This window comes from Sphingopyxis sp. Geo48, assembly GCF_949769155.1.
Lineage (GTDB): Bacteria > Pseudomonadota > Alphaproteobacteria > Sphingomonadales > Sphingomonadaceae > Sphingopyxis.
This window is the reverse complement of sequence record NZ_CATKPA010000005.1, coordinates 1-21586: the sequence shown is the minus strand read 5'-3', so window position 1 is coordinate 21586 and position 21586 is coordinate 1. Positions and strand designations below refer to the sequence as shown.

Genomic DNA, 21586 nt, shown 5'->3' with positions numbered 1-21586 from the left:
AGCGAGGTCAGGGGCCGGTATAGCTTCCGCCCGCAACACTGCCGCTGCGTAGATCGACTTCGAACACAGACCAATCGTCTTCGATCGGTGAATAAGCCTCGCCGCGCAAAACAAGTTCGTCGCGTTGAATATTCCGCATTCCATTCCATGAAATACGCCGGGTGGTCCAGATTGGCTTTTCGGCATCAAAGGCATGGAACCAGAGGTCGTTAGAGACAATCATCGCAGCGATTTCGGGCTCGAACCATATGGATGTCACGTCGCCGAACTCGCAGCGGAGCGTCTGGCTCGTTGCATCGACGACATATCCGGCTCCGCTTGCCACGACGACAATAGCCCGAGCACCCAATTCGGTGTGCAGCGATGACACCCCTTGTCGCCATCCATCAGCGAAATTGCCGATCCATTGCCGGTTGCCCGTGTCAAACTCGACCACCGTTCCTTCGCGAAAGGCATCACGCGCAGGGAAGGAAATGGCGGGCTCACCGTAAGGCGGGAGACCGGGCAGGGCGCGGGCAAGAATCATTCGGCTGTCTTTCCGAATTGTGTGCGCCACAGCCATTGCCGGATCGCCGACGTCAGGTTCGGCGGGTCCTCCGCCTCCATTCGTTCGACGTCAATCCGCGCGACCAACGCGTTCACCGGCAATGACCGGCGCGTAGCCGCTTCCTCCAGAGCCTCCCAGAATATCGGCTCGAGGCTGATCGAGGTCGGGTGACCGGCGATGGTGATCGAGCGTTTGACGGGCGGATGCAATCCCGCCCGCTCAATACATATGCTGGCCGCCGTTGATCGACATCGTCGATCCGGTGACGAAGCCCGCATCCTCGCTGCACAGGAAGGCAACGCCGCGGGCGATTTCCTCGGCGTGGCCGAGGCGGCCGACGGGGATCTTCGCGACGATCTTTTCGAGCACGGGCGCGGGCACTGCGGCGACCATGTCGGTGTCGATATAGCCGGGGGCGATCGCGTTCACCGTCACGCCCTTCTTCGCGCCTTCCTGCGCAAGCGCCTTGGTGAAGCCGTGGATGCCCGATTTCGCGGCGGCGTAATTGACCTGGCCGTACTGGCCGGCCTGCCCGTTGATCGATCCGATGTTGACGATGCGGCCCCAGCCGCGCTCGACCATGCCGGGGAAGGTCGCCTTCGCCATGTTGAAGCAGCCGCCGAGGTTGACGCGCATCACATCGTCCCAGTCGCAATATTGCATCCGCGCAAGGGTGCCGTCGCGGGTGATGCCGGCGTTGTTGACGACGATGTCGATCGGGCCGACTTCCTCTGCGATCTGCGCGCAGCTGTCGAGGCACGCCTGATGGTCGCCGACGTCCCATTTATAGGCGGGGATGCCGGTGCGCGCGGTGAACTCGCGCGCCTTTTCGTCGTTGCCGCAGTAATTGGCGACGACGGTGGCGCCCATATCCTTCAGCGCGAGGCTGATCGCCTCCCCGATGCCGCGGCTCCCGCCTGTGACGACTGCGATACGTGCCATGTTCCCGGTCTCCCAAATGTTCTCGGTCCCATGCTTAAGGTGCGCGCGCGCACCCCGCAAGATGACCGTAACGTCAATCAGGCGACAATTCGGGCAGACGGTCCAATCAGTTGCAGGCGATCGCGCGGAGCTTTGTGAAATCGCCGCTCGCGAGGTCGGCCTTGCGCATCGCGAGGACGAGATGGCCGCCATCGCGATGCGCGAGTCCGAGCAGCGCGCTCGCCGGGAGTTCGAGTATCACGACGTCGAATTCGTCATTGAAGCCGGGGGCATGACGCGACGGAAAGCCGCCGATCAATGCGGTTTCGTCCGCCGCCATGGCCTGCCAAACCGGTTCGAAAAAGGCACGCGCAGGAGCCGACAGCCGGTCGGGGTTCGCCGACCAGGCGTGCTTGGCGTGATCGAACAGCACCAGCCGGAAGTCGTCGACCCACAGGTCGCTGTCGGGGCGGCGACGGGTGAGCGGAAGCGTCAGCGTCTCGACCTGGTCCTCGCCGCTTTCGGGGTTCGAGGTTGCGGTGACGCCGGTCCAGCGGATCGCATGCAGCGCCGCCATGACTGCGGTCGCGTCGGACGGCGCGAAGCTCGCGCCGGGGGTGGCGCTTTCGTGGATGATCGCAATGATCTCGGCCAGCTTGGCCTGCGCCTCGCGATTGCTCGCCGCGGCGTCGGCGATCGCTTCCACCAGCTCGTCGTTCGCATCCGGGGGAGCTGCGCCATCGGTCGGTGCTGCCATGACATGGCTTTCGAGAATGTCGGCCATTGCCAGCATGGTCGGCCAGTCGAAAGGATGGAAAGCCGGATCGCCGATATCATAGTCGGCGGCGAACAGCGCATCAATCGCGGCTCGGCCGGTGCCAGCCGTCGCCACGGACGCCTCGGCGGTGACCGCGTCGACGGGCCATTCGGGAAAGGCGCGTACGGCGAGTGGCGCAAGCGTTGCCGATGCGAGGCCCCACGGGCGGAAATAGGCCGGGCCGGGCGGATGCGGCGGATCGTGCGGCACGCCGTCTTCGACGAGGTGCAGTGCCATGGCCGCTCCGGTATCAGGATTGGCGAAGAAGGCGAGCGACCCCGAACGCGGGCCGAGCCCGTCCCACAAATCGGACGGGAGGTCGGTGCAGGCAATCTGGGCGAGGAAATCGCCGTCGCGTCCGTCGACCTTTGGCCAGCCGGCACCGGCAGGCAGATACGGCCGCCCGCCGAGCCAATGCTTGCGCAAGATGGCGTCGCGCGGCGGAAACTGCGGAACCAGCCGCACGGTCGGGCCGGTTGGAACGGCGGCAAGAGGTGCGGGTGGCTCATGCGTTGGTTCAGCGAATTCGGTCCCGTGTGCCTGCGCCTCAACTTCGGTTGCGAGAGCCTGAAGAATCCGCTCGTCGATGACAGGGGCCGTGGCTTCGGTTACGGGTTCGGTCACCGGCTCGAGCGCGGCTGCGGGTTCGATGGCGGCCAAGGGCTCCTCAGCGGCCTCGAAAGGCGGAGCTTCTTCGCGCACCTGGGCGGCGACGGGCTCCGCTTCGACCGCTTCGACCGGCTCTTCGAGTGGCTCGTAGACCGGCCGCTTGCTGATGCGTGCGAGCCGCGAGGGCGCGATTTCGACCGGTTCGAATTCAATCTCGGGTTTGCGCGACAGGCGCGGCAGGCTCGCCTCGAACGACAGGCTCGGCAATTTGGGCATCCGTGGTGCGGCGGTCACGGGGCGCGGATTGCGCTTCCGGTAGACCGCATAGACGACGAACAGAAAGGCGAGCGTAAAGCCCGCGAGGATCAGTGCCGCCTGAGTCAGATCGCTCATGATGTTCCTTCCAACGCGCGATCCCGGCCCCGCGCGGATCGACCCTAGCGAGCGGACCTAAACAGGAGGTAAGCGTCGGAAAATTCAGCGCCAGCCGGCCAGCTCGCGGCGAACCAGCGTTTCGAGCATTGCCATGCCAGGCGCACTGTCGTTGAGGCAGGGCAGATAGGCGAAATTCTGGCCGCCGGCCGCGACGAACTGCTCGCGGCCGCGGATCGCGATTTCCTCCAGCGTTTCGAGGCAGTCGGCGGCAAAACCGGGCGCGAATATCGCGACGCTACGTCCTTCGCGGCCCAGCCGTTCGAGCGTCACGTCTGTTGCGGGCTCCAGCCATTTGGCGCGGCCGAAGCGCGACTGGAACGCGACTTCGACCGGGCGGCCGATCGCTTCCGACAGCAAGCGTGCGGTTTTTCGGCATTGGCAATGATAGGGGTCGCCAAGCCGGAGCGTGCGCTCGGGCATCCCATGGAAACTCGCGATGATTGTGTCCGGCACGAAGTCGAGCGCCTCCAGCCCCTGCTCCAGCGACGTTTGGAGGGCCTCGATATAGGCCGCCGCGTCGGGATAAGGCGGCAGGAAGCGGAGGGTCGGCTGCCAGCGAAGCGTTGCAAGATGAGCATTGGCGGCGTCGACCACCGTCGCGGTGGTTGCAGCGCAATATTGAGGATAGAGCGGCGCCACGAGGATACGGCGGCACCCTTCGGCCATCAGCGCGTCGATCGCGGGGGCGATCGCGGGCTGGCCGTATCGCATCGCATGGGCGACGCTGATATCGTCCCCCAGCGCGGCTTGCAGCGACGCGCTTTGGCGCCGCGTGATCGCGGCGAGCGGCGAGCCCTGATCGGTCCAGACCTGGGCATAGGCATGGGCGGATTTCTTGGGGCGAACGGCCAGAATGACGCCGCGCAGGATCGGTTGCCAGAGCAGGGCCGGAATTTCGACCACGCGCCGGTCGGAAAGGAACTGGGCGAGGTAACGGCGGACCGCCGGTGCCGTCGGGGCGTCGGGCGTGCCGAGATTGACCAGCAGCACGCCGACGCGCGCGTCGGGAACCGCCGGATGATCGTCGGGGCGTCTCGTCATGCGGGGTTCGCCGAGAGTGGAAGCCGGCGGATGCGGCGACCGGTCGCGGCGGCGATGGCGTTGGCGATCGCGGGTGCGACGACGGGAACGCCGATCTCGCCAAGCCCGCCCGGGTCGCGGTCGCTGTCGACGAATTCGATGATGATCTCGGGCGATTGCGACAGGCGCGGCAAGCCGAGTTGGCCGAGCTTGCGCGCGGTGGCGATCCCGCCCGCATAGTCGGTCGTCGCGCCGGTCGCGGCGGCAAGACCGAAGATCAGCCCGCCCTCGACCTGTTGCCGCGCGACCGCGGGGTTCACGAGGCGGCCGGCGTCGACCACGGCGACGAGCTGCTGCACCTGCAATCCGTTTTCGCTCGGCCGCGCGGTTGCCATCAGCGCGATGTGACTACCGCGCATCGAATGGCAGGCCAGGCCCTGCGCGGTGCCCGCGACGCCGCCTTCCCAGCCGCCGAGGCTGGTCGCGGTGAGCAGGCAGCGCGCGAGCAGCGGCGATTCGCCGAGCATCGCGACGCGATAGGAGAGCGCATCGGACCCGGAGCGCGCCGCCATCTCGTCGATGAAACACTCGGTGAAGAAGGCCGTGTAGCTGTCGGCGTTGCCGCGCCAGCGGCCGGTCGGCAGGCCGATGTCGGCGGGGCAATGATCGACCGCGAAATGGCGGATGTCATAGGTGCTGAGTGCACCCTCGACCGAGACCGCGTCGGGCGTACCGGCCGCTTCGCGCTGCGCAACGTCGGCAGGCGTGCCGTCGAACAGCCGCGCGCGAAACTCGTGGTTCGTCGCTGGCACCGCGATGCGCGCGACGAGTGCGTCGATCCCGCCCGCCGCGTCGAGCGTCGCAGTCATCTTTGCGCGAGCGGGCGCGCGCGGGATATCTCGCATAATCTCCTCGGCGCGCGACCACGCGAGCTGCACCGGTCGTTCGATCTGGAGCGCGATGATCGCCGCCTGCACCGCGACGCTATGATCCAGGCAGGCGTCAAACGATCCGCCCGCCATCATCGGGAACAGCGTGACCTCGGATGGGGCAAGCCCGGTCGCGCGGGCGATTGCGTCGCGGCACTGCGCTGGCGCCTGCGTCGCGACCCAGACGCGCACATGCCCGCGATCGGGCGCGGCGGTCGCGGTGCGCGTCTCGATCGGAGCATGGAGCGCGGGCGCGACGGCATAATGCGCCGAAATCTTCCTGCGCGCCTCCATCGCCGCGCCGACGTCGCCCTGCTGGCGGATGCGGTAGCCGTCCTCCTTTAGTGCGGCCTTCAGCGCCTTGTCGACGCGCGTCGTCGAAACCGGCGGGCCATTCGTTTCGAACACCGGGGCAAAGCGGTCGAGCGCGCGGTTTGCCGCCCACCAGTTGCGCGCGACGGTCGCCAGCCAGCGCTCATGCTCGACGATATGCAGCAGGCCGGGCGATTTCATCCCCGCCTTGCGGTCGATGCTCTTGAGGCGAGTCGCGCCGAGCGGGCCCTGCCGGATCGCCGCGAACACCATGTCGGGCAAGCGGATGTCGCCGGCATAGTTCGCCGAACCGTCGACCTTGGCCGGCAGGTCGAGCCGCGTCAGTTCCTTGCCATAGAGCGGATCGGCGACGGGCGCGCGATAGACGGGTTCAGGGGGCGGATCGAGCGCGGCGGCGCCGGCCGCGACCTCTGCGAAGCGGAGTTTCTTCTTGCCGTGGATGACGAAGCCATCCTGCGTGTCGCATTCCTGCCAGTCGGCGTCCCAGCGCCGCGCCGCCTCCATCATCAGCAGCGCGCGCGCCTGCGCCGCGGCGGCGCGGCACGGCCCCTCGAACATGCGAACCGAGGACGAGTTGGCGGTCAGCATCACGGCATGGCGCACCGCCCATTCGCGGCGTGCCCAGCTTCGTACATCGGCGACGAAATCGGGAACGAGGCTGCGCGGCATGAAGGTGCCGCTGTCCTCGTCGACGAGCAGCGTGTTGGCGTAAAGCGGGCTGATCGGCGCGCTCTCGACCGCGATCGTGCGCCAGTCGGCCCCGAGTTCGTCGGCCATGATCTGCGGCAGCAGCGTCGTGACGCCCTGGCCCATCTCGCATTGCGGGACGATCGCGCCGATATGGCCGTCGTCGCCGATCTTCAGGAAGGCGTTGAAGACATGCTCGCCCTCGGCGGCGGTGAGGTTGGTATCGTAGCTGCGCGGCCAGACCGACCAGGCAAGCGCAAGTCCGCCTGCGGCGGTGGCGCCGACCAGAAAGGAACGACGGCTGACGTGCGGCAGGCGCGACCTGTTTTGCCCCACTTTGTCCCTGATGCCGGTCATGCCCGCTGCTGATAGTCAGCCCCGGGAATCGGCGCAAAGAAAATCAGCGCAAGAGCCCGAGGCGAGGAATTTCGATCTTGGGGCAGCGGTCCATCACGACGGCGAGCCCCGCGTCGTTCGCACGCCGCGCCGCTTCCCGATCGATCACCCCGATCTGCAACCACACCGCCTTCGCGCCGTGGACGATCGCTTCGTCGACGGCCGCGCCGGCGTCCGCGCTGTTGCGGAAGATGTCGACGATCTCGGCGGGCGGTTCGACATCGGCGAGCGTTGCGACGACCGGCGCGCCGTGGATCGTCTTGCCGGCATGGCCGGGGTTGACCGCGATCACATCGTGGCCTTGGCGGATGAGGAAGGCGAGCACTTCGTTCGACGCGCGCGCGGGGTTGGGTGAGGCGCCGACGACCGCAATGCGGCGCGGCTGACTCAGCAACTCGCGGATTTCGCCTTCGTCGTTGATCGCCATCATTTGCCCTTTCGTGCCGCGAGCCAGTCGGCGACCTTCGCCGCTATCGCGTGGAACGGCTCGCCCTGCGGATCGGTTCCGGCCGCCGGCGGCACCCCGCCGTCGCTTGCGAGACGGATGCCCATCGACAGCGGGATGCGGCCGAGGAAGTCGAGCCCCATCACCTTCGCCGCCGCCTCGGCGCCGCCGCTGCCGAACGGGTCGCTCACCTCGCCGCAATGCGGACAGGTATAGCCCGCCATATTCTCGACGAGCCCGATCAGCGGCACATCGGCCTGCTCGAAAAAGCCGATCGCGCGCGTCGCGTCCATCAACGCCAGATCCTGCGGGGTCGAGACGATCACCGCGCCCGCGGGCTTGTGCTTCTGGATCATCGTGAGCTGCACGTCGCCGGTGCCGGGAGGCAGGTCGACGATCAGCGTGTCGATATCGCCCCAGCTCGCGTCGATCAGCTGTTCGAGCGCGCGCCCCGCCATCGGGCCGCGCCACGCGATCGCCTGCCCCGGCGCCGCGATCTGCCCGGTCGAGAGCATGGGCACGCCATAAGCGTTGGGGACGGGCGCGAGCTTCGATCCGCGTGCTTCGGGCTTCACGCCTTCGCTGTCCATCAGGCGCGGCTGCGAGGGGCCATAAATGTCGGCATCGACCAGCCCGACTTTCACGCCGCGCCGCTGCAGCGCGACCGCGAGATTGGCGGCGAGGGTCGATTTGCCGACACCGCCCTTGCCGCTGCCGACCGCGACGATCGTCAGCCCCTTGCGCTCGGCAGTCATCGCGACGCGCACCGACGTGACGCCCGACTTCGTCATCAGGCCGGCGCGCAGCTTGTCCTCGAGCGGCTTGCGCTCGTCCTCGCCAAGTCCGGTCACGTCGAGGACGATCGCGAGCGTGCCGTTTTCGTCGAGGAAGCGGAGGCCCGAAGTGCGGCCGCCGCTGAGGTCGGTCGCGATGCTGGCGAGGGGAGCAGTGTCGGTCATGTCCGCGCGAGATAGGCATGGCGCGGGGGATTGCCAGCCATTTTCACTTGCCCCCCTGTTATTCGCGCTGGTCATCCCTATAAAAGCAGGCATGACGAACGAAAATGAAGGCAGCATGGGAGGCCGCAGCCCGAGGGGTGTGCGGCAATTTTTCCACCAGATCAGCCTGATGGCGAACAGCCCCTGGGGTAGCGGCCCCAAGGGCGACAAGGGTGGAAAAGACGGCGACGGCGACCGCACGGGGCCGCGCAATCCGTGGGTGACCCCCGATCCCGCCGATCCCGCGCGCGGGCGCAAGCCGCGCGGCCCCTCGGCGCTCGACGAGTTGCTGCGCAAGGGGCGCGGCAGTTTTGGCGGCGGCGGTTCGGGCGGTTCCGGCGGCGGCTTCAACCTCGGCGATTCGGCGGGCCTGTGGAAATGGGGCGTCGGCGCACTGGTTGTCGCCTGGCTCCTCTTTTCCTCCTTCCACATCGTCCCGCCCGAGAAGGAAGGCGTCGTCACGCGCCTTGGCAGCTATTCGCGGACCGTCGGTCCCGGCGTCAAATTCACTTGGCCGGCGCCGATCGAGCGTATCCGCCTGGAGGACGTCCGTGCGATTCGCACGATGCAGGTCGGATCGCCGAACGCGACCGACGAGAATTTCGTGCTCACCCGCGACCAGAGCATCGTCGACCTCGCCTATGAGGTCCGCTGGTCGATCCGCGATCCGGAGCTTTACATCTTCCAGCTCGCCGACCCCGACGGGACGATCCGCGAGGTCGCCGAAAGCGCGATGCGCGCGACCGTCGCCAATTTCGACCTCGTCCAGGCGATCGGCCCCGGGCGCGTCGAGATCGAACGGCAGGTGCAGCTGCGGATGCAGGACCTGCTCGATCAGTATCGCGCCGGCGTGACGATCCAGGGCATCGCGATCCGTCAGGCCGACCCGCCGAGCCAAGTCGATGAGGCGTTCAAGGAAGTGACCGCGGCGCGCCAGAAGCGCGAATCGGACATCAACCTCGCGCGCGCCTATCAACAGCAAGTGCTCGAACGCGCGCGCGGCGACACTGCGGCGTTCGACAAGATTTATGAACAGTACAAGCTTGCGCCGGACGTGACCCGCAAGCGCCTTTACTATGAAACGATGGAGGGCGTGCTGTCGAATACCGACAAGACGATCGTCGAGGCGCGAGGGGTGACCCCCTATCTGCCGCTGAATGAAGTCCAGCGGCGCGTCGCCCCGGCTCCCGAAGCGACGACCAAGGGAGGCCAGTGATGTTCGAAGGTCTCACCCGTCATCCCATGCGCTGGCTCGTCGGCGCGCTCGCGCTGCTCGTGATCCTGTCGCAGACCGTCTCGATCGTGCGCGAGGACCAGCAGGCGCTGATCCTGCGTTTCGGCGAAATCGAGCGCACCGTGAACCGCTACAGGCCGAAGGAAGAATTCGGGCGCTCGGGCGCCGGCCTTGCGCTGCGCATCCCCTTCTTCGAGAGCATCCAGTATATCGACAAGCGCATCCTCGGGATCAACATGGAGCGCCAGCAGGTGCTCTCGACCGACCAGCAGCGCTTGCAGGTCGACGCCTTCGCGCGCTTCCGCATCACCAATCCGGTGCGGATGTACACCGCGATCCGCACCGAGGAGCGGCTGCAGCAGCAGCTCGCGACCATCCTCGGGTCTTCGCTGCGCAACGAGCTCGGCAAGCGGACCTTTGCGACCTTGCTGTCGCCCGAACGCGGGGCAGTCATGGACAATATCCAGGTCGCGCTGAACCGCGAGGCGAACAAATATGGCGCCGAAATCATCGACGTCCGTATCAAGCGCGCCGACCTGCCCGAGGGCGCAACGCTCGAGGCGGCGTACAACCGGATGCGGACCGCGCGCGAGCAGGAAGCGATCACGATCCGCGCCGAGGGGCAGAAGGAAGCGCAGATCATCCGCGGTACCGCCGACGGCGAGGCCGCGCGCATCTATGCCGCGAGCTTCGGCAAGGATCCGGAATTCTATGACTTCTATCGCGCGATGCAGAGCTACCGGCAGACCTTCCTCGGTGAAACCAACCAGGGCGGGACGTCGGTGATCCTGTCGCCCGATAACGAGTATCTGCGCCACTTCCGCGGCGGCTGATCCCGAAAATTGGGGCATGAACGGAACCTGCAGGCTCCGTTCATGTTCAAACACCGTTCAGCCTGCGGTGCGCAGATAGCGCCGTGCCGGGGTTGGAATTATTCGCAAGAGAAAAGGAATTGCGATCGTGCGTTATGTTTATGGCATCACTTCGGCCCTGCTGGTGGGCGGTACCGCGCTGGCGCTGGTCACCCAGTCGCCCGTGATCGCGCAGGTTGCGCAGAACGAGCGCAGCGAGATTGCCAAGGCTGTTCCCCGCGCCGGCGCTCCCGAAAGCTTCGCCGACCTCGTCGAACAGCTCCAGCCTGCGGTGGTCAATATCTCGACCAAGCAGGAAGTCACGCTCGGGGTCCGGCTCGATCCCTTCGCCGGGACGCGCGAGCCGGTGACGCAGGAGCAGCAGGGCGGCGGCTCGGGCTTCCTGATCTCCGACGACGGCTATATCGTCACCAACAACCATGTCGTCACCGGCGGCCCGCGCGGCGAGGCGGTGAACCAGGTCACGGTCACGCTGACCAACGGCAAGGAATATAAGGCGACGATCGTCGGGCGCGATGTGCAGTCGGACCTTGCGCTGCTCAAGATCAGCGCGACGGGCTTGCCCTTCGTGAAATTCGCCGATTCGAGCCGCGCGCGTGTCGGCGACTGGGTCGTCGCGATCGGTAACCCGCTTGGGCTCGGCTCGACGGTGACCGCGGGGATCATCTCGGCGGTGCAGCGCAACCTTGGCCAGGGCGGCGCCTATGACCGCTTCATCCAGACCGATACCGCGATCAACCGCGGCAACTCGGGCGGCCCGCTGTTCGACCTGCATGGCAATGTCGTCGGTATCAACAACATGCTGATCTCGCCCGTCGGCGCGAACATCGGCGTCAATTTCGCGATCCCGGCCGAAGCGGCGATCCCGGTGATCAACGCGCTGAAGGCGGGCGAGAAGATCCAGCGCGGCTATCTCGGCATCAGCATCGCGCCGGTCGACGAGGATCTGGCGGCGGCGCTCGGCCTGCCCAAGGATCGCGGCGAATTCGTCCAGCGCGTCGAGGACGATGGCGCGGCGGCGAAGGCCGGCCTCAAGCGCGGCGACGTGGTGACCAAGGTCGACGGCAAGGAGGTTACGCCCTCGCAGACGCTGTCGTACATCGTCGCCAACACCAAGCCCGGCTCGCGCATCCCGCTCGAGGTCGTGCGCGACGGCAAGACGGTGACGCTCTACGCCGTCGTCGCGACGCGCCCGCCCGAGGACCAGCTGGCGGGCGCGAATTTCGACCCCGAGGACGATCAGGCGGTGCCCGAGGATCCGAAGGGAACCGCCGACACTGCGGTCCAGAACGAGCTTGGCCTGTCGGTTCAGACGCTCACCGCCGACATCGCGCGCGCGGTCGGGGTCGAAGCCGGCACCAAGGGTCTGGTGATCGGTGCCGCGTCGGCGAACAGCGATGCCGGTCGCAAGGGGCTGCGCCGCGGCGACGTGATCGTCACCGCCAACCGCGTACCTGTGACCACCAGCGAAGCGCTCGCCAAGGTGGTCGCGGACGCGAAGAAGGCGGGCCGCGACGCGGTGCTGATCGAAGTCCTCCGCCGCGGCGGGCCGTCGCAGTTCGTCGCGATCCGCCTCAAGCCCTGAGGCCTCGTCAGACATCGGAACAGGGGCGCCGCGATCTTCGGGTCCGGCGCCCTTTTTCTTGCGCGCGACACCGTATGTTCTTATTATGTTCCATCGATACGAGTCGGGAGATGGAACGATGATCGGATATGTGACGCTGGGAACGAACGACCTTGCCCGCGCGGCGGTCTTTTACGACGCGATCGCGGGCGAACTGGGTGTGCCGCGGATGATGGAATATGACGGCTTCATCGCGTGGGGCAAGGAAGGCGGCGGGGCCGGAATCGGCCTGACGAAGCCCTTCGACGGCAATGCCGCAAGCGTCGGCAATGGCGTGATGGTGGCGCTCGAGGCGAAGGATGAGGCGCAGGTGCAGCGGCTCTACGACATCGCGCTCGCCAACGGCGGCACCTGCGAAGGTCCTCCCGGACCGCGCGGAGAGGGCTTTTACGCGGGCTATTTCCGCGACCCCGACGGGAACAAGCTCAACGCCTTCATCATGGGGTGATCGCCGCATCGGGATGGAATGCTGCCGTGCCTGCGCTGGTCATCGCGGCCCTGGATTCCAAAGTTCAGGAAAGTTTAGCCCATTGCATCGCCCGTTCGTGACCGGGAGGATTGCCGAACGCATCTCGTGCGCCGCCGCGGCCTGACGCCAAGCCCGCCCGCAACCGCGTTTGTCCACCAGAGGAAGGAGCCGAAGAAAGGCTGGCATAGCCGGATAATGTAGGAAAGGCCTATTTGAAGGCGATGGCGGCTTTGCGGTGGAGCGCTGGCATCGCCTTCGTCGTCCCGGACCCTTCGACAGGCTCGGGACAGGCTTGACCCGGGATCGCGTCCTTCAACGCTGCGTGAATCGCCTTCGGGTCAGGCGCGGGGTGACGACGGGTCCGGGATGACGATCGACGAAGTGCCGGGTTCCGGCTGATGCCTACCGGTCACCGGCGTGCGCATCGCGAAGCTCGCGCTTCAAAACTTTGCCGATCGCGCTGCGCGGCAGTTCGTCGACGACGGTAATGCCGCTCAGCCGCTGCGTCTTGCCGACCTTCGCGTTGCAGTCGGCGCGCACGCTTTCCGCATCGGCGCCGGGCTTCAGCACGACGAAGGCCACCGGCGTCTCGCCCCATTCCTCGCTTGGCATGCCGACAACCGCCGCTTCGACGACGCGTTCGTCGGCGAGCAATATGCCTTCGAGATCGCTCGGGAAAATATTGAAGCCGCCCGAAATGATCATGTCCTTGGCACGGTCCATCAGCGTCAGGAATCCGTCCTCGTCGATCCGCCCGATGTCGCCATGGCGGTAGAAGAGATTCCCGTCGGCATCGTACCAGTGCATCGCCTTGGTCGCGTCGGGGCGGTTGTTATATCCAGTCATCATCGCGGGGCTGCGGCCGACGACCTCGCCGACCGAGCCTTGCGGCAGCTCGTTGCCGTCCTCGTCGATCACCTTGGCGACATGACCCGGCGCGGGCTTGCCGACGGTGTGGAGCTTGTCGGGGAATTGATGCGCTTCGAGGATGAAGGCCGCGCCGCCCTCGGTCATGCCATAGATTTCGACGAGTCCGCCCGGCCAGCGTTTGAGGACCTCGGCCTTGAGCGCCGCCAGGAAGGGCGCCGACGTGCAATATTTCACGACGAAGCTCGACAGATCGAAGCGGTCGAAATCCTCCAGCGCCATGATGCGGCGATATTGCACCGGCACCAGCATCGTGTTCGTCGCGCGCTCGCGGTCGGCAAGCTCCAGAAAACCCCGCGCGTCGAATTTCTTCATCAGCACCACCTGCCCGCCCGATCCGACGGTCGGCAGGAAACTCGCCATTGTCGTGTTCGAATAGAGCGGCGTCGACAGGATCGTCACCGCTTGCGCGCCATAGGCGGGCTTGCCGCGCTGGATATGCTGCCAGCGCATCGCATGGCTGTGGACGATGCCCTTGGGCGTACCGGTCGTCCCCGACGAATAGATGATGTTGAAGCCGTCGAGCGGATCGATCGCGACCGGTTCGGGCTTCGCGCCGTCGGGCGCCATCCAGGCCTCCAGCGGCGCGCCGACGGTGCTGCCGTCCATCGCGATCCGGTCGGTCGCCGTGACATGCTGGCCTTCGAGGCTCGCCGACGCGGCAGCATCGAGGAACAGGTGGCGCGCCCCGGTGTCGGCGATCATTGCCGCCATCTGCTCGCCCGTCGCGCTGTTGGTGATCAGCCCCGCGACGCCGCCGGCGCGCAGCGTCGCGAGGATGACCGCCATCTGCTCGACGCTGTTGAGGCCCGCGATCGCGGTGCGATCGCCCTTGGCGAAGCCGTCGGCCTGCAGCCGCGCCGCGATGCGGTCCATCATTGCGTCCAGTTCGGACCAGCTCAGCCGCCGCGCTGGATCGGCTGCGGCTATGGCATTCGGGCGCTCGGTCGCATGTGCGCGGACGAGGTCGGGCAGGGTGGCGAAGTCGCTATCGAGCATCTCGTGACTGGTCATGGCGACGGAGTTAGCACAGCAGGGACGGCGCGCAACGTCGGCGGGGGCGGGCATGCGCGCGAAATCGAGGCGGCACGGGGGCGCGGATGGGGCGAGACGGCGGGACGGGGGAAGAGGGGCGGCGGCCGCTGGTCTCCGTCTATCATCCGTCGCGCGCCGCCGCGCTCTGCGATGCCGTAACGGCGGCGGGTTATTGCGCCGCTTCGCTTCCCGCGCCGACCGGCGGGCTACGGCCCTGGCTTGACACTTGTTTCGACCTGCTCGCGATCAATCCCTTTTTGAGCTGGCAGGAGCCCGCCGAATTCGTCCGGCTTGCGCGGACGATCGCGGGACGCCGTCCGCTGCTCGTCTTTTCGGATCGCGATTCGCTCGCTGATCGGATGGCTGCGCTGCACGCTGGCGCCGACGATGCGGTCGGATGGACCGACAATCTGCCCGAACTGCTTGCGCGCGCGACCAGCCTGCTCCGGCGCAGCCGCGTCGCGGCGGGGCAGCTTGGCGAAGGCGAACTGCGCATCGACCTGATCGACCGGCGCGTCGAACGCGCTGGACGGCTGATTCGCATGCCGCTGCGCGAATTCGACCTTCTTGCCAATCTGGCGCGGGTCCCCGACCGGCCGCTGTCGCGTGCGGCGCTTCTGAAAGCGGTCTGGCGGATCGATTTCGACCCCGGAACGAACCGGGTCGAGGTCCATATGTCGCGACTCAGGGCGAAGGTCGATCGCGGGTTCGACTGGCCGATGTTGCAGACGGTGAAGGGGCTCGGCTACGCGCTGAAATCGCGCCCCGACGGGGCGATTTGACCGATCGTCGGCGGGGATTTGACGCTTTTTGACGACCACGGCCCCGTCCGTCCCAGCTTGCTTGACCGAAAGTTTCAGTTTGCTACGGGTCTTCGACATAAACAAAGCAATAAGCCCTTTGGAGAGAGCGCCCGATGCACCCCTCGACCTATGCCGCGACCCATCCCGACAAGCCGGCGATCATCGTCGCCGAAACGGGGGAGACGGTAAGCTATGCTGAACTCGACGCCGCCTCGAACCGCGCCGCGCAGCTGTTTCGCGCGCACGGGCTGGGGCACGAGGACGTCGTCGCCCTCATGCTCGAGAACACCCCGCATTACTACGGGCTGACTTGGGGCGCGCAGCGCGCCGGGCTGCGCTACGTCTGCATCTCGTCGCGGCTGACCCAAGACGAGACCGATTATATCCTCGAAAATTCGGGCGCGAAGATGCTCGTCGTTTCGGCGAGCCTCGCGGCGGCGGCGCAGCAGTTGACGACGCAGATCACCCGCTATTCGATGGGCGGCGACATTGCGGGCTGGGCGAAGATCGAGGACGAACTGGAAAAAATGCCGGCGGAGCGCATCGCCGACGAGCGCGCCGGGGTCGATATGCTCTATTCGTCGGGCACCACCGGGCGGCCGAAGGGCGTGCGCGTCCCGCTGCCGGAGGATCCGGCGATCGACGCCGCGAACAGCCTCGTCATGCTCGCCTCAGCCGCCTTCGGGATCAATGCCGACAGCGTCTATCTGTCGCCCGCGCCGCTCTATCACGCCGCGCCGCTGCGCTGGTCGATGACCATCCACCGCCTCGGCGGCACCGTCGTCCTGATGAAGAAGTTCGATCCCGAGGGCGCGCTCGCGGCGATCCAGCATTACCGCTGCAACTGCGCGCAGTTCGTGCCGACCCACTTCGTCCGGATGCTGAAGCTGCCGGCAGCGGTTCGCGCGCAATATGACGTGACCTCGATGAAGGGCGCGATCCACGCCGCCGCGCCGTGCCCGGTGCCGGTCAAGCAGGCGATGATCGACTGGTGGGGGCCGGTGCTGCTCGAATATTATGCGGGCTCGGAGGGCAATGGCATGACCTTCGCGACCAGCCAGGACTGGCTCGCGCACAAGGGCACCGTCGGCCGCCCGATCATGGGCACGCTCCATATCGTCGGCGAGGATAACGAGACCGAGCTGCCGGTGGGCGAAGAAGGCGCGGTCTTTTTCGAAAGCGAAAATATCTTTGAATATCATGATGATCCGGAGAAGACTGCATCGAGCCGCAATTCGAAAGGCTGGTCGACGCTGGGCGATGTGGGCAAAGTTGATGAAGATGGGTTCCTCTACCTCACCGACCGCAAGAGCTTCATGATCATCTCGGGCGGCGTGAACATCTATCCGCAGGAAATCGAAAACCACCTCGTCACCCACCCGAAGGTCGCCGACGTCGCGGTCGTCGGCGGACCGCACGAGGAAATGGGCGAGGAAGTGATCGCGGTGATCCAGCCCGCCGACATGGCCGACGCGACCGACGCTTTCCGCGACGAACTCACCGCCTACGCGCGCGAGAAATTGTCGGGCGTGAAGGTGCCGCGGCGGATCGACTTCCTCGAAGCCCTGCCGCGCCACGACACGGGCAAGCTCTACAAACGGCTGCTACGCGACCAATATTGGGAGAAGGCGAAGGCAGGAGCCTGAACGATGAGCGCGCGCGTCGAGTTCTTCTTCGATCTGTCGAGCCCGTGGACCTGCCTTGCGTTCCACAACCTGCCCGGCGTGCTGGAGCGGGTCGGCGCGGCGGCGGTCTATCGCCCGATCCTTGTCGGGGGCGTGTTCAACGCCGTGAATCCCGCCGTCTATGCGGCGCGCGAGCAGAGCGATAACCGGCGTTTGCAGCACAGCTGGAAGGTACTGAAGGATTGGGCGCAGCTCGCCGGCGTGCCGATGAACTTCCCCTCGCAATATCACCCGGCGAAGAGCGTGCAGGCGATGCGCTTCGCGACCGCGCTCGAAGCGGATCAGGCCGCCCTCGTGCGTTTCGCGCGCGCCGCCTTCGCCAGCTATTTCGACCGTCAGGAGAATCTTGACGATCCCGACGTTCTGGAAGCCGTCGCGACGGCCGAGGGACTCGATGGCGCAGCGATCCGCGCCGCCGCGAGCTCCGACGAGGTGAAGGCGCGGCTCCGCGCCAACACCGAACAGGTCGTCGCGCGTGGCGGCTACGGATCGCCGACGATCTTCGTCGACGGCACCGACATGTATTTCGGCAACGACCAACTGCCGCTCGTCGAAGCGGCCCTGAAACGTCAGATGCAGAGGACTCCCCGATGAAGGACCGTATCTCGATCACCATGCTGGAGGACGGCATCGCCGACGTCCGGCTGATCCGCGCCGACAAGATGAACGCGCTCGACCCCGCGATGTGGTCGGCGCTCGCCGAGGCGGTCGACGACCTGAAGGCCCGGCAAGGGCTGCGTGTCGTTGTCCTGTCGGGCGAGGGGCGTGCCTTCTGCGCCGGGCTCGACCTTTCCAGCCTCAGCAACGATCGCGACCCCGGTGCGAGCAGCGCGGGCGGCACCTTGTCCGACCGCACGCGCGGCATTGCCAACAACGCCCAATATGCCGCGTGGGGCTGGCGCGAAATCCCGGTGCCGGTGATCGCCGCAGTGCATGGCGTCGCCTTCGGTGCGGGCAGCCAGATCATGGCGGCGGCCGACATCCGCATCGTCCATCCCGACACGCGCATCGCGATCATGGAAATGCGCTGGGGCCTTGTCCCCGACGTTGCGGGCATGGCGCTGTGGCGGACGCAGGTCGCCGACGATGTGCTGCGCGAGATGATCTACACCAACCGCGAATTCACCGGGTCGGAAGCCAAGATTCTCGGCTTCGCGACGCATGTGTCGGACGAGCCGCTCGCCAAGGCAATGGAGCTGGCGCAGGTGATCGCGAACAAGAACCCCCACGCGATCCGCGGCGCGAAGCGGCTCTGCAACATGCTCGCCGACGCGAGCGACGCCGAGATCCTGCAGGCCGAGAGCGACGAGCAGGTAAAGGTCATCCGCACCCCCAACCAGATGGAGGCGGTAATGGCGCATATGCAGAAGCGGAAGCCGGATTTCGCTGACTAGAGCAGGCTCAGAAACCGCGCGGCATTGTGCCAGTCGGCCTCGCGCCGCGCGCGCGCCTTTTGCGCCTCGCTGTCGGCGCCCCAGCGGCGTTCCTGATACAGTTCGTCGAGGCTGACGGCCTCCCATAGCTCTGCGGCGGTATAGGCATTTTCGATCAGCGCGAGGCCCGCGACGAGCGAGCCGCCGATCGTCACCAGCAGCATGAGCGGCGCGAGCCGGAACGGATCGTGTGACAGCACGGCGTCGCGCAGCGCCGCGATGGTCGTCTCCGGCTGATCGATCGGCAGCACACCCTGCGCCAAGGCGAATTCGATGCCGTACCGCTGCTCGGCCCAGGCGAGCAGGGGGTTCCAAGCGGCAATCTGTTCGGATTGCAGCGCCGGGTCGCGGTCCTCGCGGTAGCAGAAAAGCTCGCTTGTCGCATAGGCCGCGATCGGCTCGGCGAACGCAGCGGGATCGGCGCCGGCAATGTCGATCGCCGCATTGGCGATTCCCGTCAGCGGCATGCGCGCGGGATCGATGTTCTCTCCGACCGCATTCCATTCGCCCGCGATCGCTTCGGCGAGCGCCGGGCTTTCGACGAACAGCGGCGCGCGCTTGGGCGTACGGACGGGGCGCCCGTCGAGCGCGATGCCCCAGCCGCCGTCTTCGCGGACGGCCTCGGCCTGCTTCCAGAAGCGCTTCACGGAGTTTTGGGCGACCGCCAGCGGCGCGCGAGAATCTTGGGCATGATCGCGAAATCGAACACTCCGACCAGCACCACCGCGACGCCGATCCAGCGGTCGGTCGGCTGCCCCGCAAGCTCGAAGGCGCCGCGGATCAGGATGAAGCCTGCGATGATGAAGATCGCGCCCATCAGCCGCATCGAGGCGATGGCGAAGAAGCGCTTCTTGGCCAAGGATTCGTCTGAAGGGTTCATGCCCCCTCCCTGCTTCTGCCGAGCTCGCGCATCAGATGTGCTACCGCTCGATTGCCTGTGGCTTCGATTCCGGCGGCGAGTCGTTCACGCTCGTCAGCAGGTTTGTTTTGAGACAGCTTCAGCGTCGTTCGCCACGCGACGACGCGCATTTCGAATCCGACAATGGCGCCCGTCAGCTTGCCGAAATAATTCTGATCCATCTTGTCGCGGGTCCAAGGCGGATTCTCGCCGACGCGCGCCTCGTGGATCGCGGATAATGCGTCTATTTGGGCCACCAGACCCGCGTCGTCGAGCTTCTGAGCGACGCCCTCCATCTCGATAGCCACATAGTTCCATGTAGGAACCGACTTCTCGATGTCGGTGTACCAGTTCGCGCTGACATAGGCGTCGGGTCCCTGGATGACGGCGAGCATTGGCGAGCCATCGAGATGCTTTGTCAGTGCGTTGCCGCGTGACAGGTGGAAACGGATCGTTGTGTTATCTTCGCTCAGCACGACCGGAGCGTGCGCGACGCGCGGGCCGTCGGGCGTGCCGGCAAAGATTGCGGCGAAGCCGATCTCGCGCACGAACATCGCGGCAAGGTCGTCATGATCCGGACGAAAAGCGGAATTGGGGTGCATCAGCGTGGCCTTTTGGAAGGAGGTTTGCGAGGGCTGGGCGGGCCGCCGCGTCCGGAAGGGCTGCTGGGCTTGTTTTTTGCTTTGGTTTTCGGTTTTCCAACCCGGTCGGTCGGCTTGCTTGTCGCTGTACGCCCGCGCCGTTCGCCGCGGCGCGCCTTGCGGATCTGTTTGCTATGCGCCTTGGCGGCTGCCTTGGCTGCAGCTTTGGGGGGCGGGCCCTTGGGGGCATCGTCGATGCCCGCCTCGCCGAGCAGCAAGTCGAAGCCAAGGGCATCGAGGCTGGCCGCGAAATGCTCGGGAACGTCGGCGCTGACGTCGATGCTACCCCCGTCGGGATGGTCGATGCGCAGGCGGCGGCTGTGGAGGTGCAGCTTCCGGCTGATCGTGCCGGTTAGAAACGCGCCCTTGCCGCCATATTTGCCGTCGCCGACGATCGGATGCCCGATCGCTGCCATATGGACGCGAAGCTGGTGCGTGCGGCCGGTAAGCGGCTGCAGCTCGACCCAGGCGGCGCTGTTCCCGGCGCGTTCGATGACGCGGTAGCGGGTCTTCGATGCCAGCCCCTTTTCATCGACGTGCATCTTCTCGCCGCCCGATCCGGGCTGTTTGGCAAGCGGCAGGTCGATCTCGCCCTGCGCGATGTCGGGAACGCCGACAACAATCGCCCAATAGGTCTTGCGGGCGCTGCGGTTCGAAAAGGCCTTGGCGAACCAGGCCGCCGCGCGCGGCGTGCGCGCGACGAGCAGCGCGCCCGATGTGTCCTTGTCGAGCCGGTGGACGAGCTTTGGCCGCACCGGTGCCTCGCCCTGCAGGGCGCCGAGCAGGCCATCGACATGCGCGTCGGTCTTGGTGCCGCCCTGCGTCGCAAGACCTGGCGGCTTGTCGAGGACCAGCGCGCTCTTGTCGCGGTGGATCACCATCGCCTCGGCGAGCGCGACCTCGGCGGGTGAAAGCGGCTTTTCCTTGCGCGGCTTCGGACCCGAGGGTGCTGCGGGCGGGACGGGCATCGCGATCCGCTGCCCGGCTTCGATGCGATCGGAAACGTCGGTCTTGCGGCCATCGATCGTGAGCTCTCCCGACCGCGCCCAGCGCGCGATGAGCGCGTGCGGAGTTCCCGGCCGGTGCCGCTTGAACCAGCGGTCGAGGCGGATGCCGCCATCCTCCTCGGCAACGGTGGCGCTGTCCTGAATGCCGCGGTCCTGCGTCATGCCGGAAGCTGCCGGATCAATAGCAGCCCGAGGCCGCAGGCGAGGATTCCGCCGACGACCGAGGCGAGCACATAGGCGGCCGCCTGCCCGGCTTGGCCGCGTTCGAACAGCAGCCAGAATTCCATGCTGAAGGAGGAAAAGGTCGTGAAGCCGCCAAGGATGCCGACGCCGACAAACAGCCGCGCCGCTTCGCCACCGCTGGCATCGCGTGCCAGCCAGCCGACCAGCAAGCCCATCAGAAAGCTACCGAAAATGTTGATGCTGAGCGTCCACCACGGGAAATTGGGACCGAGCCGCGCGAGCAGGATCTGGCCGACCAGGTGCCGCGCACCCGCGCCGATCGCACCGCCGACCATGACAGGGAAAAGTCCGTTCATCCGCTCGCCCTAGCCGGAAAAGCGCGCCGCGGAAAGCGGGGGTATTGCCGCGCGTCGGGTGTGGTCGCCGAGCCCCTCGTCGGTTCGTATGCGATGCGCCGGTCGGTGGGCCGTGACCAGACGTACCGCAAGCCCATGCAGGCGCCATCTTCGGCGTATCGGGCCGAGCGACGAGTGCATCGGCGGCGTTGACGGATGCCTCCGCCGCGCGAACGCAAGGATCAATTAGCCGTTGACGATAAGAACAAACCATGTCCAAAGTGGAGTGTCTTCCATCCGTCT

At 66.5% G+C, this 21586-nt stretch carries 22 protein-coding genes; 8 read left to right on the top strand and 14 right to left on the bottom strand.

Translation table 11 applies throughout. The features are described from left to right. Positions 1-7: 7 nt before the first annotated feature. The 8 genes from QOL79_RS16105 to QOL79_RS16070 form a co-directional block, all read right to left on the bottom strand. Positions 8-526 (bottom strand): hypothetical protein, encoded by a 519-nt coding sequence (locus QOL79_RS16105; RefSeq protein ID WP_283420126.1) that lies wholly within the window; start codon positions 524-526, stop codon positions 8-10. Then, a complete protein-coding gene (locus QOL79_RS16100; RefSeq protein WP_283420125.1) occupies positions 523-756 on the bottom strand; it encodes a ribbon-helix-helix domain-containing protein in 234 nt (77 codons plus the stop codon). The genes QOL79_RS16105 and QOL79_RS16100 overlap by 4 nt, the downstream gene beginning before the upstream one ends. A 10-nt stretch (positions 757-766) precedes the next feature. Next, complete coding sequence (gene phbB, locus QOL79_RS16095; RefSeq protein WP_058457048.1) at positions 767-1489, bottom strand: acetoacetyl-CoA reductase; 723 nt, start codon at positions 1487-1489, stop codon at positions 767-769. Positions 1490-1595: 106 nt separating this feature from the next. Beyond that, on the bottom strand, positions 1596-3287 hold the full coding sequence (locus QOL79_RS16090; RefSeq protein WP_283420124.1) for a DUF1963 domain-containing protein: 1692 nt from the start codon (positions 3285-3287) through the stop codon (positions 1596-1598). A gap of 84 nt (positions 3288-3371) precedes the next feature. After that, positions 3372-4370 carry a ferrochelatase gene (hemH, locus tag QOL79_RS16085; protein WP_283420123.1) on the bottom strand — a complete coding sequence of 333 codons (999 nt, stop codon included), beginning with the start codon at positions 4368-4370 and terminating at the stop codon, positions 3372-3374. Beyond that, a complete protein-coding gene (locus QOL79_RS16080) occupies positions 4367-6655 on the bottom strand; it encodes a molybdopterin cofactor-binding domain-containing protein (RefSeq protein WP_283420122.1) in 2289 nt (762 codons plus the stop codon). Before QOL79_RS16080 ends, hemH begins: the two co-directional genes overlap by 4 nt. 43 nt (positions 6656-6698) lie before the next feature. Further along, positions 6699-7121, bottom strand: coding sequence for a CoA-binding protein (locus tag QOL79_RS16075; RefSeq protein WP_283420203.1), 423 nt, complete (start codon positions 7119-7121; stop codon positions 6699-6701). Then, positions 7121-8098 carry an Mrp/NBP35 family ATP-binding protein gene (locus QOL79_RS16070; RefSeq protein WP_283420121.1) on the bottom strand — a complete coding sequence of 326 codons (978 nt, stop codon included), beginning with the start codon at positions 8096-8098 and terminating at the stop codon, positions 7121-7123. The genes QOL79_RS16075 and QOL79_RS16070 overlap by 1 nt, the downstream gene beginning before the upstream one ends. A gap of 91 nt (positions 8099-8189) precedes the next feature. On the opposite strand from QOL79_RS16070, the gene hflK reads away from it, so the two are divergent. The 4 genes from hflK (at position 8190) to QOL79_RS16050 (ending at position 12315) form a co-directional block, all read left to right on the top strand. After that, the gene (gene hflK, locus QOL79_RS16065; protein ID WP_283420120.1) at positions 8190-9353 is read left to right on the top strand and encodes a protease modulator HflK; all 1164 of its coding nucleotides are present in this window, start codon (positions 8190-8192) and stop codon (positions 9351-9353) included. Further along, complete coding sequence (hflC, locus tag QOL79_RS16060; protein WP_058457043.1) at positions 9353-10204, top strand: protease modulator HflC; 852 nt, start codon at positions 9353-9355, stop codon at positions 10202-10204. The genes hflK and hflC overlap by 1 nt, the downstream gene beginning before the upstream one ends. Positions 10205-10331: 127 nt before the next feature. Beyond that, positions 10332-11828: a trypsin-like peptidase domain-containing protein gene (locus QOL79_RS16055; RefSeq protein WP_283420119.1), complete on the top strand. Its 1497-nt coding sequence runs from the start codon at positions 10332-10334 to the stop codon at positions 11826-11828. A gap of 118 nt (positions 11829-11946) precedes the next feature. Next, positions 11947-12315: a VOC family protein gene (locus QOL79_RS16050; protein ID WP_283420118.1), complete on the top strand. Its 369-nt coding sequence runs from the start codon at positions 11947-11949 to the stop codon at positions 12313-12315. A 423-nt stretch (positions 12316-12738) separates the two neighbouring features. On the opposite strand, the gene QOL79_RS16045 is transcribed toward QOL79_RS16050, so the two are convergent. Beyond that, the gene (locus tag QOL79_RS16045; protein WP_283420117.1) at positions 12739-14277 is read right to left on the bottom strand and encodes a class I adenylate-forming enzyme family protein; all 1539 of its coding nucleotides are present in this window, start codon (positions 14275-14277) and stop codon (positions 12739-12741) included. 86 nt (positions 14278-14363) lie between these two features. Here QOL79_RS16045 and QOL79_RS16040 point away from each other — a divergent pair, with 86 nt between their 5' ends. The 4 genes from QOL79_RS16040 (at position 14364) to QOL79_RS16025 (ending at position 18180) form a co-directional block, all read left to right on the top strand. Further along, a complete protein-coding gene (locus QOL79_RS16040) occupies positions 14364-15080 on the top strand; it encodes a response regulator transcription factor (protein ID WP_283420116.1) in 717 nt (238 codons plus the stop codon). 134 nt (positions 15081-15214) lie between these two features. Beyond that, on the top strand, positions 15215-16747 hold the full coding sequence (locus QOL79_RS16035; protein WP_283420115.1) for an acyl-CoA synthetase: 1533 nt from the start codon (positions 15215-15217) through the stop codon (positions 16745-16747). Between the two features lie 3 nt (positions 16748-16750). After that, positions 16751-17380: a 2-hydroxychromene-2-carboxylate isomerase gene (locus tag QOL79_RS16030; RefSeq protein WP_283420114.1), complete on the top strand. Its 630-nt coding sequence runs from the start codon at positions 16751-16753 to the stop codon at positions 17378-17380. Beyond that, positions 17377-18180 (top strand): crotonase/enoyl-CoA hydratase family protein, encoded by an 804-nt coding sequence (locus tag QOL79_RS16025; RefSeq protein WP_283420113.1) that lies wholly within the window; start codon positions 17377-17379, stop codon positions 18178-18180. The genes QOL79_RS16030 and QOL79_RS16025 overlap by 4 nt, the downstream gene beginning before the upstream one ends. Here QOL79_RS16025 and QOL79_RS16020 read toward each other — a convergent pair. The 5 genes from QOL79_RS16020 to crcB are packed head-to-tail and all read right to left on the bottom strand — an operon-like array spanning position 18177 to position 21304. Further along, the gene (locus QOL79_RS16020) at positions 18177-18866 is read right to left on the bottom strand and encodes an ATP12 family chaperone protein (RefSeq protein WP_283420112.1); all 690 of its coding nucleotides are present in this window, start codon (positions 18864-18866) and stop codon (positions 18177-18179) included. The two genes, QOL79_RS16025 and QOL79_RS16020, sit on opposite strands and share 4 nt — an antisense overlap. After that, positions 18863-19099 (bottom strand): hypothetical protein, encoded by a 237-nt coding sequence (locus QOL79_RS16015; RefSeq protein WP_283420111.1) that lies wholly within the window; start codon positions 19097-19099, stop codon positions 18863-18865. The genes QOL79_RS16020 and QOL79_RS16015 overlap by 4 nt, the downstream gene beginning before the upstream one ends. Beyond that, entirely contained in the window at positions 19096-19719 is a 624-nt protein-coding gene (locus QOL79_RS16010; RefSeq protein ID WP_283420110.1) for an FMN-binding negative transcriptional regulator, read from the bottom strand. The genes QOL79_RS16015 and QOL79_RS16010 overlap by 4 nt, the downstream gene beginning before the upstream one ends. After that, positions 19719-20927, bottom strand: a complete 1209-nt coding sequence (locus QOL79_RS16005) for an RluA family pseudouridine synthase (RefSeq protein ID WP_283420109.1) — start codon at positions 20925-20927, stop codon at positions 19719-19721. Before QOL79_RS16005 ends, QOL79_RS16010 begins: the two co-directional genes overlap by 1 nt. Then, the gene (crcB, locus tag QOL79_RS16000) at positions 20924-21304 is read right to left on the bottom strand and encodes a fluoride efflux transporter CrcB (protein ID WP_283420108.1); all 381 of its coding nucleotides are present in this window, start codon (positions 21302-21304) and stop codon (positions 20924-20926) included. Before crcB ends, QOL79_RS16005 begins: the two co-directional genes overlap by 4 nt. Positions 21305-21586: the final 282 nt, after the last annotated feature.